Below are 15,420 nucleotides of genomic sequence, written 5' to 3'. Positions count from 1 at the left end.
GTGCGTCTGCCGCTCATCAGGGTTGCGACCGGTGCCGTGCTGCTGGCCTGGCCTTTTCTGGTCTGGTTTGGGCTTGCGCATAACGGCCTGCAATGGCTACTGCCAGCGCTGGCCGTCGTTCTGCTGCTTCGTCTGCGCCAGGCGCGGCACAACGCCGGGCCAATGCGCCGGGTCATGCAAAGCGTGGCCCTGGCGGGGCTGGCGCTGTGCATCGCCAGCGCGCTCCTCGGAACACATCAGCTTCTGCTCTACTGGCCGGTGGCGGTGAACGGTATCATGCTGGCGCTGTTTGGCAGCTCACTGTTCAGCGCCATGCCGCTGGTCGAGCGTCTGGCGCGGCTGCAACATCCGCACCTCCCGGCGCAGGGCGTGCGCTACACGCGCCGCGTGACGCAAATCTGGTGCGGTTTTTTTATCGTTAACGGCTCAATTGCGCTGTTCACCGCGCTCTACGGCAGTATGCCTTTGTGGAGCGCATGGAACGGTATGATCGCCTACCTGCTGATGGCCACCCTGATGGCCGGTGAATGGCTGGTGCGCCGTCGGGTAATACCGCGGGAACCAATATGACTCTCCCTCTGCCGTTATCCCACTGGCTGACCTCCGATCGCCCCGATACAACGCCTGTCGCCTGCTCCGCTGAGCGCCTCTGGACGCTGGGCCAGCTCCGCAATGACGTCTCTGGCCACTGCGCCTGGCTGAAACGGCAGGAGGGCCAGCGCTGGGCGCTGTGTTCTGATGACAGCTATCTGTTTCTCGTCGCTCTGCTGGCAACGCTATATGCCGGGAAAACCCCGGTATTGCCAGGCCACAATCGCCCTTCGCTGTTGAAAGAGCAAAGCGCCCTGTTTGATGGCATCCTCAGCGATGGCGAACTGCCCTGGGATGGCCCATTCCGACGCATTACCCCACGCGGCAACGACGAAAAGCATCCACTGCCTGAGCTAAAAGGCGATGCCGTGCTGGAGCTTTTCACCTCCGGTTCTACCGGTCAGCCAAAGCGTATCTGCAAGAGCATTACGGCGCTGGACGCGGAGTCTGCGCTGCTGGCTGCCCGTTTTCGCGAAACGCTGGCCAACTGCCGGGTTGTCTCTTCCGTATCGCCGCTGCATCTCTACGGCCTGACCTTCCATATTTTTCTCCCAATGGCTCTTGGTCTGCCGTTACATACCGCCACTATCGCCTGGCCAGAACAACTGGCGGCGCTCGATGCGCAGCAACGTTATCTGTTCATCAGCAGCCCGGCATTTCTCAAACGTCTGGATACACAACTGGTGGCTCCCAGGGTGGCGATGATCGTATCGGCAGGCGGCGCCCTGCACTGGCACGATGCGCAGCACGCGCATGGCTGGCTGGAGAGATGGCCTGACGAAATTTACGGCAGTACCGAAACGGGCATTCTCGCGTGGCGTCACCGCTGCGAAGAGGATGTTACCTGGCTTCCGTTCCCCGGCGTGACGTTTACCGCGGAAGACGGCGGGTATCGCGTCACTTCGCCGCTGATTGCCGAGCCTTCCGGCTTACTGCTCGATGACGAGCTACGTTTTACTCCCGACCTGCGTTTTCATCTGCTGGGACGGCGTGGGCGAGTCGTTAAGATTGCCGAAAAACGCGTTTCACTGGCAGAAATAGAGCGCCGCTTGCTGGCGCTGGACGGCATACGCGATGCCGCCGCCCTGCTGTTGACGCGCAATGGCCGTCAAAGCATCGGCGTGCTGCTGGTTGTGGATGATGCGCGACGCCAGGCGTGGCAACGCGCGAGCGGAGCACAGATACAGTCGTGGCGACAGGCGCTGCGCCCGTGGCTGGAGCCCGTCGCCCTTCCCCGCCACTGGCGGGTCGTTGACGACATTCCGGTTAACAGTATGAATAAGCGCATCGACGCCCAATTACAGGAGTTTTTTAATGACCATGACGCCCGATGAAATTTCCTGCCAGCTCACCGGCGCGGGCGAGGCGGAGATTGTTCTGCATCTGTCTGCCGATCTCTTCTGGTTTAAAGGCCATTTTTCGGTGCAACCGTTGCTGCCGGGCGTCGCACAACTGGAATGGGTCATGCGCTACACGACGCGTTTACTGACGCCGGATTATCGCTTCCATAGCATTCAGAACGTTAAGTTTCAGGCGCCGCTGCTGCCGGGAAATCGCATCACTCTGACGCTCAAATGGCAGGAGGCGCACAGCGTGCTGGCGTTCAGCTATCAGCGCCACGACGGTGATGCTCGCCACACCACCAGCAGCGGGAAAATTCGGCTATGTCGCTGACTTTCAACGCCTGTGTGGTGATCCCCTGCTATAACCATGGCGCCATGATGTCGCGGGTGCTGGCGCGCCTGACGCCGTTCGGGCTACCCATCATCATTGTTGATGACGGCAGCGATGACGCCACACAGCGCACATTGCTCGCCCTAGCGCAGAACCGTGCCGATATCGCGCTTATTCGTCTGGCACAAAACGCAGGAAAAGGGGCGGCGGTGATCCGCGGTCTTGAAGTCGCGGCGAGTGCCGGCTATACGCACGCTGTGCAGGTGGATGCCGACGGTCAGCATGCCATTGAGGATATTCCGGCGTTACTGGCGCTGGCACGGCAACATCCGCAGGCGCTCATTTCCGGGCAGCCGATTTACGATGACTCCATCCCTCGTTCGCGCCTCTATGGCCGCTGGATCACTCATGTCTGGGTGTGGATTGAAACCCTCTCTTTGCAACTTAAAGACAGCATGTGCGGTTTTCGCGTCTACCCGATTGCCCCCACAATGCAACTGGCGCGGCGCGTGACGCTCGGCAAACGGATGGATTTCGATACCGAGGTGATGGTGCGCCTCTTCTGGCAGGGTAACCCTAGCGTTTTTCTGCCCACGCGCGTGACCTATCCACAGGATGGCGTCTCCCATTTTGACGCGTTTAAAGACAACGTGCGCATTTCGCTAATGCATACCCGCCTTTTCCTTGGCATGTTGACGCGCATCCCGTCGCTGCTGTTCCGGCCGCGCAATCTGCACTGGGCCGAGCAAAAAGAGGTGAAGGGACTCTGGGGCATGCGCCTGATGCTGTGGGTCTGGCGACGGCTGGGTCGTAGCGCATTTTCACTGCTGTTGAAACCCGTCGTGGCGGTTTACTGGCTCCTGGCCACCACCGAACGACGCGCTTCGCGGCAGTGGCTGGCACGTATTCGCGAGCACCAGCCGGGCAGTACGCATCTCAACAGCTACCGCCACTTCCTGCGCTTTGGCGAGGCGATGCTCGATAAAATCGCAGGCTGGCGCGGCGAACTGCGATTCGGCCATGACGTGGTGTTCGCCCCTGGTGCTGAGGCATCGCTTGCAATGCATGAACCACGCGGCAAACTGCTGCTGGCCTCGCATCTTGGCGACGTCGAAGCCTGTCGGGCGCTGGCGCAGCATCAGGAAGGCCGGGTCATCAATGCCCTGGTATTCAGTGACAACGCCCAGCGATTCAAACAGATCATGCAGGAGATGGCTCCGCAGGCCGGGCTGAATCTGCTGCCTGTTACCGATATTGGCCCGGATACCGCCATGCTGCTCAAAGAGAAACTGGATCGCGGCGAGTGGGTGGCGATCGTTGGCGATCGCATCGCGGTGAATCGTCAGCGCGGCGGCGACTGGCGCGTGATCTGGAGTAATTTTATGGGCCAGCCCGCCCCCTTCCCTCAGGGGCCGTTTATTCTCGCCGCACTGCTGCGCTGCCCAACGCTGCTGATTTTTGCCCTCAGACAGCACGGTAAACTGCATATTCACTGCGAACCCTTCGCTGACCCATTGCCGCTCCCCCGCGCCGGGCGTCAGCACGCGCTTCAGCAGGCGGTCGATCGCTACGCGCAGCGGCTGGAGCACTATGCGCTTCAGGCTCCGCTGGACTGGTTTAACTTTTTTGATTTCTGGCGGTTACCTGACACCGCCGATAAGGAGTAACGGGTGCTTAACGATCCCCGCTTTACCACTGAAGTCGAACTCACCATTGCCTTTCATGACGTTGATGCGATGGGCGTGGTGTGGCACGGCAACTATTTCCGCTACTTCGAGATTGCCCGTGAGGCACTGCTCAACCAGTTCAACTATGGCTATCGCCAGATGAAAGCCTCCGGCTACGTCTGGCCTGTGGTCGATACGCGCGTGAAATATCGCGATGCGCTGACCTTTGAGCAACGCATCCGCGTGCGGGCGCATGTGGAGGAGTTTGAAAACCGCCTGCGTATCGCCTATCAGATATTCGATGCCGTAAGCGGCAAGCGCACCACCACCGGCTACACCATCCAGGTGGCGGTCGATGAAGCCAGCAAAGAGATGTGCTTCGTCAGCCCGCCGGTGCTTTTCGAACGCATGGGGGTGACGCCATGAAATGCTGGCCGCTTATTTGCCTGCTGATTGCTCCGTGGGTACATGCTGTGACGCTGGACGAACTGCAACAGCGCTTTACCGAACAACCGATAGTTCGCGCACACTTCGAACAGACCCGTACCATCAAAACAATGCCGCAGCCGCTGCGCTCGCAGGGCGAGATGCTCATTGCCCGCAACCATGGCCTGCTGTGGGATCAGAAAACCCCGTTTCCGATGCTGCTGATGCTCAACGACACGCGGATGGTGCAGCAGGTTAACGGGCAGCCGCCACAGGTGATCACCGCCGATAATAACCCGCAGATGTTCCAGTTTAACCATCTGCTGCGCGCGCTGTTCGAGGCGGATCGCAAAGTGCTGGAAGAAAACTTCCGCATCGATTTACAAAACAGGGATAATGCCCACTGGGCACTGCGCCTGACCCCCATCACTTCGCCGCTGAACAAGATTTTTGCTTCTATCGATCTCGGCGGTGATAAATTCCTCGAAACCATCGAGCTTAACGATAACCAGGGCGATCGCACCGATATCCGCCTCTCACAACACCGACTGACGCCAGTAACCCTGACCCATGACGAACAACAACGCTTTAGCGCTCAATAATGCCCGCCGTCCGGCGCTGGTGTGGGCCGTTCTTTGCCTGATGATGCTGGGCACATTGCTGGCGCTGCTCCCCGGCGCGAAGATGAACAGCAGCGTACTGGCGATGCTGCCAACACAGGCGCTCGGCGATATTCCGCCACGGCTTAACGATGGGTTTATCGAACGGCTGGATAAACAGATGATGTGGCTGGTGAGCCCTGGTAAAACGCCCGACCCGCAGGTCGCGCAGGCCTGGCTCAGGCAAATTGAGCAATCCCCCCTGCTTGCCAGCGTGAAAGGGCCGATGGACGCCAAAAGTCAGCAGGCGTGGGGCTCATTTTACTGGCGGCACCGCAACGGCATGATTGACAGCGCCACCCGCGCTCGCCTGCAAAATGGCGGCGAAGCGCAGGCACAGTGGATCATGGCGCAGCTCTACTCCGCCTTTTCCGGCGTCAGCGGTAAAGAGCTGCAAAACGACCCGCTGATGCTGATGCGCGGCTCACAACTGGCATTGATGCAGAGTGGGCAACGTCTACGCCTGATGGATGGCTGGCTGGTGTCCCAGGATAAAGAGGGTAACTACTGGTATCTGCTGCACGGCGAGCTACGCGGCGACTCGTTTGATATGCAGCAAACCCACCAACTGGTGCAGTCACTGACATCCGCAGAAGCCCGACTTAAAACGCGCTTCCCGCAGGCGCAGGTGTTATCACGCGGCACGGTGCTGTACAGCGATTATGCCAGCCAGCAGGCGAAACACGACATCTCCACGCTCGGCGTCGCCACGGTGCTGGGCGTGCTGTTGCTGATCGTCGCCGTATTTCGCTCTCTGCGGCCACTGCTGTTAAGCCTGCTGTCCATCGCTGTCGGCGCGCTGGCGGGAACGACAGTGACGCTGCTGCTGTTTGGCGAACTGCATCTGATGACGCTGGTGATGAGCATGAGCATCATCGGGATCTCTGCCGATTACACGCTCTATTACCTGACTGAACGGATGGTACACGGCGCGGAAAACTCACCATGGCAAAGCCTTGCTAAAGTCCGCAACGCGCTGCTTCTGGCCCTGCTGACCACCGTCGCGGCCTATCTGATTATGATGCTGGCCCCCTTCCCAGGTATTCGCCAGATGGCGCTATTTGCCGCCGTCGGGCTGACCGCGTCCTGCCTGACGGTGGTGTTGTGGCATCCATGGCTGTGTCGCGGCATGCCGGTACGTCAGGTGCCAATGCTGGGGCTGCTGTTGCGCTGGCTTGCCGCCTGGCGGCGCAAAAAGGCGTTGATCTACGGGTTGCCTGCTGCGCTGGCTCTGGTATCCGTGTTCGGTATCACGACGTTGCAGGTCAACGATGACATCGCCCAGCTTCAGGCTTTGCCGCAGCACCTTCTTCGGCAGGAAAAACAGATTACGCAACTGACGGGTCAGAATGTCGATCAGAAATGGTTTGTGGTGTACGGCAACACGCCGGAACAGACGCTAATGCGGATGGAGGCGTTTGCTGCACGTCTGGATAACGCGCGCCAGCAGGGGCTTTTTGCCAGCTATCGCACGATTCCACTCAATTCGCTGGAGCGTCAGTCGCAGGATCTGGCGCTGCTGCGCGAGGCGGCTCCTACCATTCACCGGGCGCTGCATCGAGCCGGATTGCAGGACATGACGCCGGATCTCAGCGCGATGCCCGTTAGCGTACCCGACTGGCTCGCCAGCCCGGCGAGTGAAGGCTGGCGTCTGATGTGGCTGACGCTGCCGCATGGCGTCAGCGGTGTGTTGATCCCCGTTGACGGTGTCCAGAACAGTGCCGCGCTGCGGGCGCTGGCTGAGCAACAAACCGGCGTCGCCTGGGTGGATCGTAAGCAGAATTTTGATGCGCTGTTCGCCCTTTACCGCAACGTGCTGACCGCCCTGCTGGGCGTGGCGCTGGCGGCAATTGCCATTGGCGCGATGGTGAGGATGGGCTGGCGTAAGGGGCTAATTAGCCTCATTCCCTCCCTGCTTTCGCTGAGCTGTGGGCTGGCGGCACTCTCTTTTAGCGGTCACAGCGTAAACCTCTTTTCTATGCTGGCGCTGGTGCTGGTGCTGGGGATTGGCATTAACTACACCCTCTTCTTCAGTAACCCGCGCGGAACGCCACTCACCTCACTGCTCGCCATTACACTGGCGATGATGACCACGTTGTTGACGCTTGGCATGCTGGTCTTCAGCAGTACGCAGGCAATCAGTAGTTTTGGGATTGTGCTGGTCTGCGGTATCTTCACAGCCTGGCTACTGTCGCCGCTGGCGATGCCAACGAAAAAAAGAGAAAAACGATGATGATACGCAATGTCTGGCGCGCCATCGCGCTGGCTACCGCGCTGCTGCTTGCGGGCTGTAGCCATGACCATGATGACACTCGCCCAACGGCATGGTTGCAGCCAGGAGCCCGTATTACGCTGCCTGCGCCAGGGATTTCCCCGGCCTTTACCTCACAGCAATTACTGACCGGGACTTTTAACGGCAAGACGCAATCGCTGATGGTAATGCTGAATGCCGATCAACACAGCATTACATTCGCCGGGCTTTCATCGCTGGGTATTCGTCTGTTCCTGTTAACCTATGATGAGAAAGGCCTGCGGACTGAACAGAACATCGTGGTGCCGCAACTGCCGCCAGCGAGCCAGGTGCTTGCCGATGTGATGCTGAGCCACTGGCCAGTTAGCGTCTGGCTGCCGCAGCTTCCGAAAGGCTGGACGCTCACCGACACAGGCGACAAACGCATACTGCGCAACGCCCACGGCGAGCAGGTGACCGAAATCACTTACCTGACGCGTAAAGGCCAACGCGTGCCCATCAGCATCGAGCAGCACGCCTTTAAGTACCACATCACCATTCAATATCTGGATGACTGATATGATTTTTATCTCTGCCGTGGGCATGATTAACGCGCTGGGTAACGACACCGCGGAGATCGCAGCGAATCTGACACGCGGTATCGCGCCGGGAATGCGCCCGCGTCCGGGCTGGCTTCAGGGGGTGCCGGATGCGATCTTCGCTGGTGTCGATGGGACACTACCGGGCATCCCGGATACCTTTGCCGCCCATCGCAGCCGCAACAATCAACTCCTGCTGGCGGCGCTGGCGCAGATCCAGCCGCAGGTTGATCGCGCTATCGAGCAGTATGGCCGCGACCGCATCGCCGTGGTACTCGGCACCAGCACTTCCGGGCTGGATGAAGGCGACAAGCATGTCAGCCAGACGCTGGACACATCGTGGCATTACGCACAGCAGGAGCTCGGCGATCCGTCGCGTTTTCTCAGCCACTGGCTGGAACTCGACGGCCCGGCATTTACGCTTTCCACAGCCTGTTCATCAAGCGCCCGCGCCATTATCAGCGGACGCCGCTTAATTGAAGCCGGTATGGCTGACGTGGCGATTGTCGGCGGTGCCGATACACTTAGCCGTATGCCGGTGAATGGTTTTCACAGCCTGGAGTCGCTTTCGCCAACGCGCTGCCAGCCTTTTGGCCGCGATCGTCGCGGAATTACCATTGGCGAAGGCGCGGGGTTACTGCTGCTGACGCGCGAGCCGCACCCCATTGCCCTGCTTGGCGTGGGCGAATCCAGCGATGCATGGCATATGTCTGCCCCACATCCGGAGGGGGAAGGGGCATCCCGTGCGATTCAACAGGCGCTACAGGAAGCTAATATTGCGCCGCAGGCGGTGGGTTACATCAATTTGCACGGCACCGCCACGCCACTTAACGATAAAATTGAGGCAAGCGTCGTCAGCCAGCTCTTCGGCGACGCCGTTCCCTGTAGCTCGACCAAGCATCTGACCGGCCACACGCTGGGCGCGGCAGGCGTGACCGAAGCCGCACTCTCAATGCTGATTTTACAGCATAATCTGCCACTGCCGCCGCAGGATTTCAGCCAGACGCCGCCCGATGAGACGCTACCTGCCTGCGGCCTGCTGCATCGCGCCGCGCCGCTGGCGCGTCCGGTGATCCTCTCGAACTCTTTTGCCTTTGGCGGCAATAACACCAGTATTTTGTTAGGACGATGCTCATGAGCCACTATTCACCGCCCGGGGATTATCTGCCCCACGATGCTCCCCTGCTGCTGCTTGATAACGTGGTGACGGTCAGCGCAGACGACGTTCAATGTCAGGTGGCGGTCGATCCAACCGGCGTACTGGCGCCCTTTCTCGATGCATCGGGCAATCTGCCCGGCTGGTACGCGCTGGAGCTCATGGCGCAGACCGTTGGAGTCTGGTCTGGCTGGCATCGTCAGAACAAGGGGGTACAGCAAAGCACACTCGGCATGGTGCTTGGCGCGCGCGAACTGGTGTGCGAGGCGGGAGACTTCCCTGCCAACGCGACGCTTGATATTCAGGCCCATCTGCTGATGCAGGATAGCCGCTTTGGCAGCTTCGAGTGCGCCATTCTGATCGATAACGTGCCCGCGGCGACGGGCCGGGTGAATACGTTCCAACCTACATCTGAAGAGTTAACATCGCTGTTTAACCGGGGAGAAAACGCATGAGCCGTTCCGTTCTGGTCACAGGCGCCAGTAAAGGCATTGGCCGCGCCATCGCCCTGAAACTGGCAGCCGACGGTTTTACCCTTGGCGTCCACTACCATCGCGATGAACGCGGCGGCCGTGAAACGCTGGCGGCTATCGAACAGGCCGGCGGTCAGGGGCGTTTACTCTGCTTTGATGTTGGCGACCGCGCCCAGTGCTTATCCGTGCTGGAAGCGGATATGGACGCAAACGGTGCGTGGTACGGCGTGGTCAGCAACGCGGGCATAACCCGCGACGGCGCATTTCCGGCGCTCAATGGCGATGACTGGGATAGCGTGATCCACACCAATCTCGATAGTTTTTATAACGTCATTCAGCCGTGCATCATGCCGATGATCGGCGCACGCCGGGGTGGCCGAATTATCACGCTCTCGTCCGTATCCGGGGTGATGGGCAATCGCGGCCAGGTGAATTACAGCGCGGCAAAAGCAGGCATTATCGGCGCCACCAAAGCGCTGGCCATTGAACTGGCGAAGCGCAAAATTACCGTCAACTGCATCGCGCCGGGTTTAATTGACACCGGCATGATTGCAATGGAAGAAGCCGCGCTCAAAGATGCGATGGCAATGATCCCCATGAAACGCATGGGTCAGGCCGAAGAAGTTGCCGGACTGGCGAGCTATTTAATGTCTGATATCGCGGGCTACGTGACCCGGCAGGTGATTTCGATTAACGGAGGCATGTTATGACACGTCGTGTCGTCATCACCGGCATGGGCGGTGTAACCGCCTTCGGTGAAAACTGGCAGGACGTTTCACGCGGCCTGCGGGGTTATGAAAATGCAGTACGCCACATGCCGGAGTGGCAGGTCTATTCCGGCCTGCACACGCTGCTGGGCGCGCCAATTGATCATTTCACATTACCCGCGCATTACACCCGTAAGCGCATCCGCGCGATGGGGCGCGTCTCGCGGCTTTCCACCCGCGCAACCGAGCTGGCGCTGGAGCAGGCCGGGCTGATTGACGACCCGGTACTGACCAGCGGCCAGACCGGTATTGCTTATGGTTCATCAACCGGCAGCACGGGGCCGGTCAGCGAGTTCGCCACGATGCTGACGGAAAAGCACACCAACAACATCACTGGCACCACTTATGTGCAGATGATGCCGCACACCACGGCGGTGAATACCGGGCTGTTCTTTGGCCTGCGCGGACGCATTATTCCCACCTCCAGCGCCTGTACTTCCGGTAGTCAGGCGATTGGCTACGCCTGGGAAGCCATTCGCCACGGATATCAAACGGTCATGGTCGCCGGTGGGGCGGAAGAACTCTGCCCGTCGGAAGCCGCCGTTTTTGATACTCTTTTCGCCACCAGCCAGCGTAACGATTGGCCAAAAACCACACCGGCACCGTTCGACCAGAAGCGTGACGGGCTGGTGATTGGCGAGGGGGCCGGTACGCTAATTTTAGAAGAACTTGAGCACGCCAAAGCACGCGGTGCCACCATCTACGGTGAAATCGTCGGCTTCGCCACGAACTGCGACGCCGCTCATATTACCCAGCCGCAGCGTGACACAATGCAAATCTGCATGGAGCAGGCGTTGCTGATAGCAGGAATTAGCGCGCAGGAGATTGGCTATATTTCCGCACACGGTACCGCAACGGATCGTGGCGATCTGGCCGAGAGCCAGGCGACGGCGGCGATCTTCGGTGATAGCACACCGATCTCCTCGCTGAAAAGCTACTTTGGCCATACGCTGGGAGCCTGTGGCGCGCTGGAAGCCTGGATGAGTTTACAGATGATGCGCGAAGGCTGGTTTGCCCCAACCATCAACCTCACCCAGCCGGATGAAGCCTGTGGCGCGCTGGACTACATCATGGGGGAGGCGCGCAACATCGATTGTGAATACCTGCAAAGCAATAACTTTGCCTTCGGCGGGATCAACACCTCGCTGGTGATCAAGCGCTGGGCCTGAGCATGTATCGCCTTATTTGGGGAAAGATTTCATCCTTCGGCAACGCCAGAACAGCAGGCCGGACGCTGCTTGCAGAGGCGCTTTCCCCGACTCCGCTGCCTGAGATTATCTATGGAAAATATGGTAAACCCGGCTTTACCGCCGGGTATCCGCTATGGTTCAACATCAGCCATAGCGGCGATGATATCGTGCTGCTGCTGAGCGATGAAGGTGAAGTCGGCTGTGACATTGAAGCCCTGCGCCCACGCAAAAACACACAGCGCATTGCCGATGCTATTTTCAGCCCCGGCGAGCAGACCCAACTCACGCTGGCGGACGATAAGCTCACCGTATTCTGGCAGATATGGACGCGCAAAGAGGCGATGCTCAAACAAGCGGGCGCGGAAATCTGGCAGATAGCAGAATTTGATAGCTGTACACCCGCGCCGCTGTTTTTACAGCAGATGCCACTGTCTGAAAAAACGGTTCTGGCATTGTGCACGCCAACGCCACTTTCCGCTGAGGATCTTATTTTTTCTATTAAATAATTACGTGAATATCACTCTTATGAATAATACACCCCTAAAGTATTATCATAATAATTGATGATATATCATGCCTGAATGAGATCAATAATCGACCATATGTATTAATGATGTTGATATATTCCATCATCCATATGAATGAAATAAACAAAGCGGAAACATATAATTTAGCTTGGTCTTTTTTTGTGACGCAGATAACACAAATTTTAATTGTCTATGGATTCGCTTTGCCCGTATAGTGACTCTCTGTTAGAAGATGGTTACATGTGCTAACTTTAATTAGCTTTATTATAACCTCCGCAATCATTTATATTGAGGCATTGATTATTTTACGCACTCTATTTTCTGAGGCCAGAACGCAGATAACGCTGCATGATTTGATCAAAGAACTTGAGAACCAGAATATCGTTTTCTACGTTCATTTCGTCTCAACCGGAAACGTGAACCTGGTCGATAGTGACGGCGGCATTCGCATTATTGAAGGGGAATACAGCGTCAAGCGCGTTAATCAGCGGGCGAATGAAGCACTCATTCGCGAGGCCTCTCGCAGACATTTTTCGGGCGAGATTGGTTACGAAGAGTATTGTACGCGCGTCGCCAATGCAGGTGTGTATAAATGGATTGTTGATATTAAACAGATGACGCGAAAATATGTCGGGCTATCGGATAAAGTCATTTTCTGTGAAGAGATAACCGTGGATACTCCAGAACGCGTCTGATCGTATAATTCACCATCTGATTATCGTATTGGCAACCACATCCAGAGCCCATGCAAAACAAGCCAGGCTCCCGCGCATGACAGCGTAATTAACGAAACCATTTTCATTGAACCTCCCTGGTTCATTTCCATCGAAAGCATCCTTTTTTCATCAGGTGACACCTTAAAATATAAACCATCATCTGATAAAAAATACATCATACGATATTCTAAACTAATAATGACATCGTGAGATATACGTAATAAAAATTACGTTTTCTTATTCTTTACTTCTGTTTGCTTTCTGAATGACGTTTTTGCGTCATTCATGCGCGGTGCAAAGGTTCGCAAATCCCCTTACGGCATCACTCTCCGCCCCCTTCCCGCAAATCTGAACGCCGTTTCATAAAATCCGCTTACATCCATTTACATCTAAAACACTAATGCGTATATTTCTCATTCGCATTTTTATGCAGATGGGTTACTTAAAAATACAAATCCCGGCGCGGCAATGTACTGCTGTCGGGCAACCCCGCTAACACACTTAAGGGTTTATCATGTCTTTCACTTATCAGACCCGGGAAGCGCGTCGCCCGTTCAGTTGCTCCCCTTCTTTGCTCGCCCTCTCTGTTGCGATGGCTTTCGCGCCTGCGCTGTCGTCTGCCGCAACCACCGATAGCGATGAGACTATTGTGGTGGAAGAAAATACGGCGCCGGGCGATGAAGGCCAGGCGCAGGATTACAGCGTCAAAACCACAACGACTGGCACTAAAATGTTGCTGATACAGCGCGATATTCCACAGTCAGTCAGCGTCGTCAGCCAGCAGCGTATGCAGGATCAGGAACTCAACTCGATTGAAGAAGTACTGGATAACACCACCGGGGTAAGCGTTTCCCGCATCGACAGCCACCGTACCAATATCTTCTCACGAGGGTTCTTCGTCAGTAACTTTGCCTTCGACGATATGCCGACGTTCCTCGACGATCGCTGGAATTTTGGCGATACGGCGGGTGATACGGCAATTTTTGAGAGTATCGAAGTGGTGCGCGGCGCAGCCGGTTTGATGAGTGGCACTGGTAATCCGTCGGCATACGTTAACATGGTGCGTAAACACGCCGACAGCCGTGAGTTTAAGGGCTCTGCCTCCGCGACTTACGGTAGCTGGGATAAACAACGCTATGTACTGGATCTACAGGCGCCGCTGAGCGAGTCCGGCGATGTGCGCGGGCGCGTGATTGCGGGTTATCAGGACAACGACAGTTGGCTTGAGCGCAACCACTACCGCAAAAAATTCATCACCGCGGTGGTGGATGCGGACATTACCGACTCCACCACGCTCTCACTGGCTTACGATTACCAGGAGAGCGACGAGGACAGCCCAACCTGGGGCGGTTTCCCTTCCCTGTGGAGCGACGGCAGCCGCACCGATTTCCGCCGGGAATTTAACACCGCGGCTGACTGGGCCTACTCCAGTGAAGATACCTCCCGCGTTTTCGCCAACCTGACTCAGCGTTTCGATAACGGCTGGGAGGCGAAAATCAACGCCATGCATGCGGAAACCAACTTTGACAGCCGCCTGATGTATATCGACGGCTTCCCGGATAAAACCACCGGGCTCTACAATGCCGACCTGTATCAAGGCGCATGGGGCGGATGGAACCGCGGCGAGCGGAAGCAAGATTCCGTCGACGCCTTCGTGCGCGGCGGCTATGAACTGTTTGGTCGCCAGCATCAGCTAATGTTCGGCGGCAGCTACAGCCGACAGCGCAGCAACTATGATAACTCCTACCCGGTGACAGATAATTACGGGCTGATGGACGTCGGCAATATCTACAACTACGACGGTAAGCTCGCCTACCCGGAGTGGTCTGACTGGGCGCTGTACCAGCGCGATATTATTCGCCAGAAATCTCTCTACACCGCCACCCGCATTTCACTGGCTGACCCACTGAATCTGATCCTCGGAGTGCGCTGGACGGAATGGAGCGCCCATTACAACCTGGAACGCAAACCGGATGAGGTACGAAACAGTAAGTTTGACGACGTCACCCCTTATGCAGGTCTGGTCTATGACATCAATGATGAATGGTCGGCCTACGCCAGCTATACCTCAATCTTCCAGCCGACCAGCAAACGCGACGCCAATAGCGAGTTCCTCGCCCCGACCACCGGCAAAAGCTATGAAGCGGGCGTAAAAGGCGACTGGTTTAACACCCGCCTGACGGCAACGCTTGCGGTATTCCGTACCGAGCAGGATAAAGTCGCTGTTTCTACCGGGCAGACCATTCCGGGCTCCGGTGGTCAGACGGCGTATAAATCCGTAGATGGTACAGTCAGCAAGGGCGTGGAGTTTGAGATCAACGGCGCGCTGACCGACCGCTGGCAGCTCACTTTCGGCGCATCCCGCTATATCGCCGAAGATGGCGACGGCGTAGCGGTTAGCCCGGAGCAACCGCGTACTACCGCCAAGTTGTTCACTCGCTACCAGTTACCCATGCTGCCTGAACTGGCTGTCGGCGGCGGTGTGCGCTGGCAGAACAAAACCTGGCAGGATATTGCGGGCCCTAACGGCGATACACGTATTAAGCAGGGTGGCTATGCGGTGGTTGATCTCTTCAGCCGTTACCAGGTCACGAAAAACTTCGCCGTGCAGGCTAACCTGAACAACCTGTTCGACAAAGAGTATTACGATTATCTGGGCACCTATGGCGTCTATGGCGCACCGCGTAACTTCTCGGTCAGCGCAAACTACACATTCTAATCATCCAGGACGGCGCCGGCCAGGTG

Annotated in this window: 15 protein-coding genes; all 15 read left to right on the top strand. The window is 57.3% G+C overall.

Annotation, left to right across the window (positions count from 1 at the left end; genetic code table 11):
* The 15 genes from VSR74_RS12275 (at position 1) to fhuE (ending at position 15,394) form a co-directional block, all read left to right on the top strand.
* Entirely contained in the window at positions 1 to 570 is a 570-nt protein-coding gene (locus tag VSR74_RS12275; protein ID WP_347794998.1) for a COG4648 family protein, read from the top strand.
* Positions 567 to 1,925, top strand: coding sequence for an AMP-binding protein (locus VSR74_RS12270; RefSeq protein ID WP_347794997.1), 1,359 nt, complete (start codon positions 567 to 569; stop codon positions 1,923 to 1,925). Before VSR74_RS12275 ends, VSR74_RS12270 begins: the two co-directional genes overlap by 4 nt.
* Positions 1,912 to 2,265: an ApeI family dehydratase gene (locus VSR74_RS12265; protein WP_347795247.1), complete on the top strand. Its 354-nt coding sequence runs from the start codon at positions 1,912 to 1,914 to the stop codon at positions 2,263 to 2,265. The genes VSR74_RS12270 and VSR74_RS12265 overlap by 14 nt, the downstream gene beginning before the upstream one ends.
* Positions 2,256 to 3,932, top strand: coding sequence for a glycosyltransferase family 2 protein (locus VSR74_RS12260; RefSeq protein ID WP_347794996.1), 1,677 nt, complete (start codon positions 2,256 to 2,258; stop codon positions 3,930 to 3,932). The genes VSR74_RS12265 and VSR74_RS12260 overlap by 10 nt, the downstream gene beginning before the upstream one ends.
* A gap of 3 nt (positions 3,933 to 3,935) precedes the next feature.
* On the top strand, positions 3,936 to 4,358 hold the full coding sequence (locus VSR74_RS12255; protein WP_347794995.1) for an acyl-CoA thioesterase: 423 nt from the start codon (positions 3,936 to 3,938) through the stop codon (positions 4,356 to 4,358).
* A complete protein-coding gene (locus tag VSR74_RS12250; RefSeq protein ID WP_347794994.1) occupies positions 4,355 to 4,960 on the top strand; it encodes an outer membrane lipoprotein carrier protein LolA in 606 nt (201 codons plus the stop codon). Before VSR74_RS12255 ends, VSR74_RS12250 begins: the two co-directional genes overlap by 4 nt.
* Complete coding sequence (locus tag VSR74_RS12245; RefSeq protein WP_347794993.1) at positions 4,929 to 7,250, top strand: MMPL family transporter; 2,322 nt, start codon at positions 4,929 to 4,931, stop codon at positions 7,248 to 7,250. The genes VSR74_RS12250 and VSR74_RS12245 overlap by 32 nt, the downstream gene beginning before the upstream one ends.
* Entirely contained in the window at positions 7,247 to 7,825 is a 579-nt protein-coding gene (locus VSR74_RS12240) for a DUF3261 domain-containing protein (protein WP_347794992.1), read from the top strand. Before VSR74_RS12245 ends, VSR74_RS12240 begins: the two co-directional genes overlap by 4 nt.
* A gap of 1 nt (position 7,826) precedes the next feature.
* Positions 7,827 to 8,984: a beta-ketoacyl-[acyl-carrier-protein] synthase family protein gene (locus VSR74_RS12235; protein ID WP_347794991.1), complete on the top strand. Its 1,158-nt coding sequence runs from the start codon at positions 7,827 to 7,829 to the stop codon at positions 8,982 to 8,984.
* The gene (locus tag VSR74_RS12230) at positions 8,981 to 9,457 is read left to right on the top strand and encodes an ApeP family dehydratase (protein ID WP_347794990.1); all 477 of its coding nucleotides are present in this window, start codon (positions 8,981 to 8,983) and stop codon (positions 9,455 to 9,457) included. Before VSR74_RS12235 ends, VSR74_RS12230 begins: the two co-directional genes overlap by 4 nt.
* On the top strand, positions 9,454 to 10,185 hold the full coding sequence (locus VSR74_RS12225; protein WP_347794989.1) for a 3-ketoacyl-ACP reductase FabG2: 732 nt from the start codon (positions 9,454 to 9,456) through the stop codon (positions 10,183 to 10,185). Before VSR74_RS12230 ends, VSR74_RS12225 begins: the two co-directional genes overlap by 4 nt.
* Positions 10,182 to 11,411, top strand: a complete 1,230-nt coding sequence (locus tag VSR74_RS12220; RefSeq protein ID WP_347794988.1) for a beta-ketoacyl-ACP synthase — start codon at positions 10,182 to 10,184, stop codon at positions 11,409 to 11,411. Before VSR74_RS12225 ends, VSR74_RS12220 begins: the two co-directional genes overlap by 4 nt.
* Before the next feature lie 2 nt (positions 11,412 to 11,413).
* Positions 11,414 to 11,938, top strand: coding sequence for a 4'-phosphopantetheinyl transferase AcpT (gene acpT, locus VSR74_RS12215; protein ID WP_347794987.1), 525 nt, complete (start codon positions 11,414 to 11,416; stop codon positions 11,936 to 11,938).
* Positions 11,939 to 12,201: 263 nt separating this feature from the next.
* The gene (locus VSR74_RS12210) at positions 12,202 to 12,654 is read left to right on the top strand and encodes a DUF1398 family protein (RefSeq protein ID WP_347794986.1); all 453 of its coding nucleotides are present in this window, start codon (positions 12,202 to 12,204) and stop codon (positions 12,652 to 12,654) included.
* 535 nt (positions 12,655 to 13,189) lie between these two features.
* On the top strand, positions 13,190 to 15,394 hold the full coding sequence (fhuE, locus tag VSR74_RS12205; protein WP_347794985.1) for a ferric-rhodotorulic acid/ferric-coprogen receptor FhuE: 2,205 nt from the start codon (positions 13,190 to 13,192) through the stop codon (positions 15,392 to 15,394).
* The last annotated feature ends 26 nt before the right edge of the window (positions 15,395 to 15,420 follow it).

Origin of the sequence: Pseudocitrobacter cyperus (assembly GCF_039889165.1) — a bacterium.
In the GTDB taxonomy this organism is placed as follows: domain Bacteria; phylum Pseudomonadota; class Gammaproteobacteria; order Enterobacterales; family Enterobacteriaceae; genus Pseudocitrobacter; species Pseudocitrobacter cyperus.
Note: the sequence above shows the minus strand (reverse complement) of the source record. Positions and strands in the feature narration are given on the sequence as shown.

Bases quoted from the DNA above. Each gene is read 5' to 3' on its own strand.
- VSR74_RS12270 (WP_347794997.1), top strand. From the start codon at position 567: ATGACTCTCCCTCTGCCGTTATCCCACTGGCTGACCTCCGATCGCCCC.
- VSR74_RS12265 (WP_347795247.1), top strand. From the start codon at position 1,912: ATGACGCCCGATGAAATTTCCTGCCAGCTCACCGGCGCGGGCGAGGCG.
- VSR74_RS12260 (WP_347794996.1), top strand. From the start codon at position 2,256: ATGTCGCTGACTTTCAACGCCTGTGTGGTGATCCCCTGCTATAACCAT.
- VSR74_RS12250 (WP_347794994.1), top strand. From the start codon at position 4,355: ATGAAATGCTGGCCGCTTATTTGCCTGCTGATTGCTCCGTGGGTACAT.
- VSR74_RS12245 (WP_347794993.1), top strand. From the start codon at position 4,929: ATGACGAACAACAACGCTTTAGCGCTCAATAATGCCCGCCGTCCGGCG.
- VSR74_RS12240 (WP_347794992.1), top strand. From the start codon at position 7,247: ATGATGATACGCAATGTCTGGCGCGCCATCGCGCTGGCTACCGCGCTG.
- VSR74_RS12235 (WP_347794991.1), top strand. From the start codon at position 7,827: ATGATTTTTATCTCTGCCGTGGGCATGATTAACGCGCTGGGTAACGAC.
- VSR74_RS12230 (WP_347794990.1), top strand. From the start codon at position 8,981: ATGAGCCACTATTCACCGCCCGGGGATTATCTGCCCCACGATGCTCCC.
- VSR74_RS12225 (WP_347794989.1), top strand. From the start codon at position 9,454: ATGAGCCGTTCCGTTCTGGTCACAGGCGCCAGTAAAGGCATTGGCCGC.
- VSR74_RS12220 (WP_347794988.1), top strand. From the start codon at position 10,182: ATGACACGTCGTGTCGTCATCACCGGCATGGGCGGTGTAACCGCCTTC.
- acpT (WP_347794987.1), top strand. From the start codon at position 11,414: ATGTATCGCCTTATTTGGGGAAAGATTTCATCCTTCGGCAACGCCAGA.
- fhuE (WP_347794985.1), top strand. From the start codon at position 13,190: ATGTCTTTCACTTATCAGACCCGGGAAGCGCGTCGCCCGTTCAGTTGC.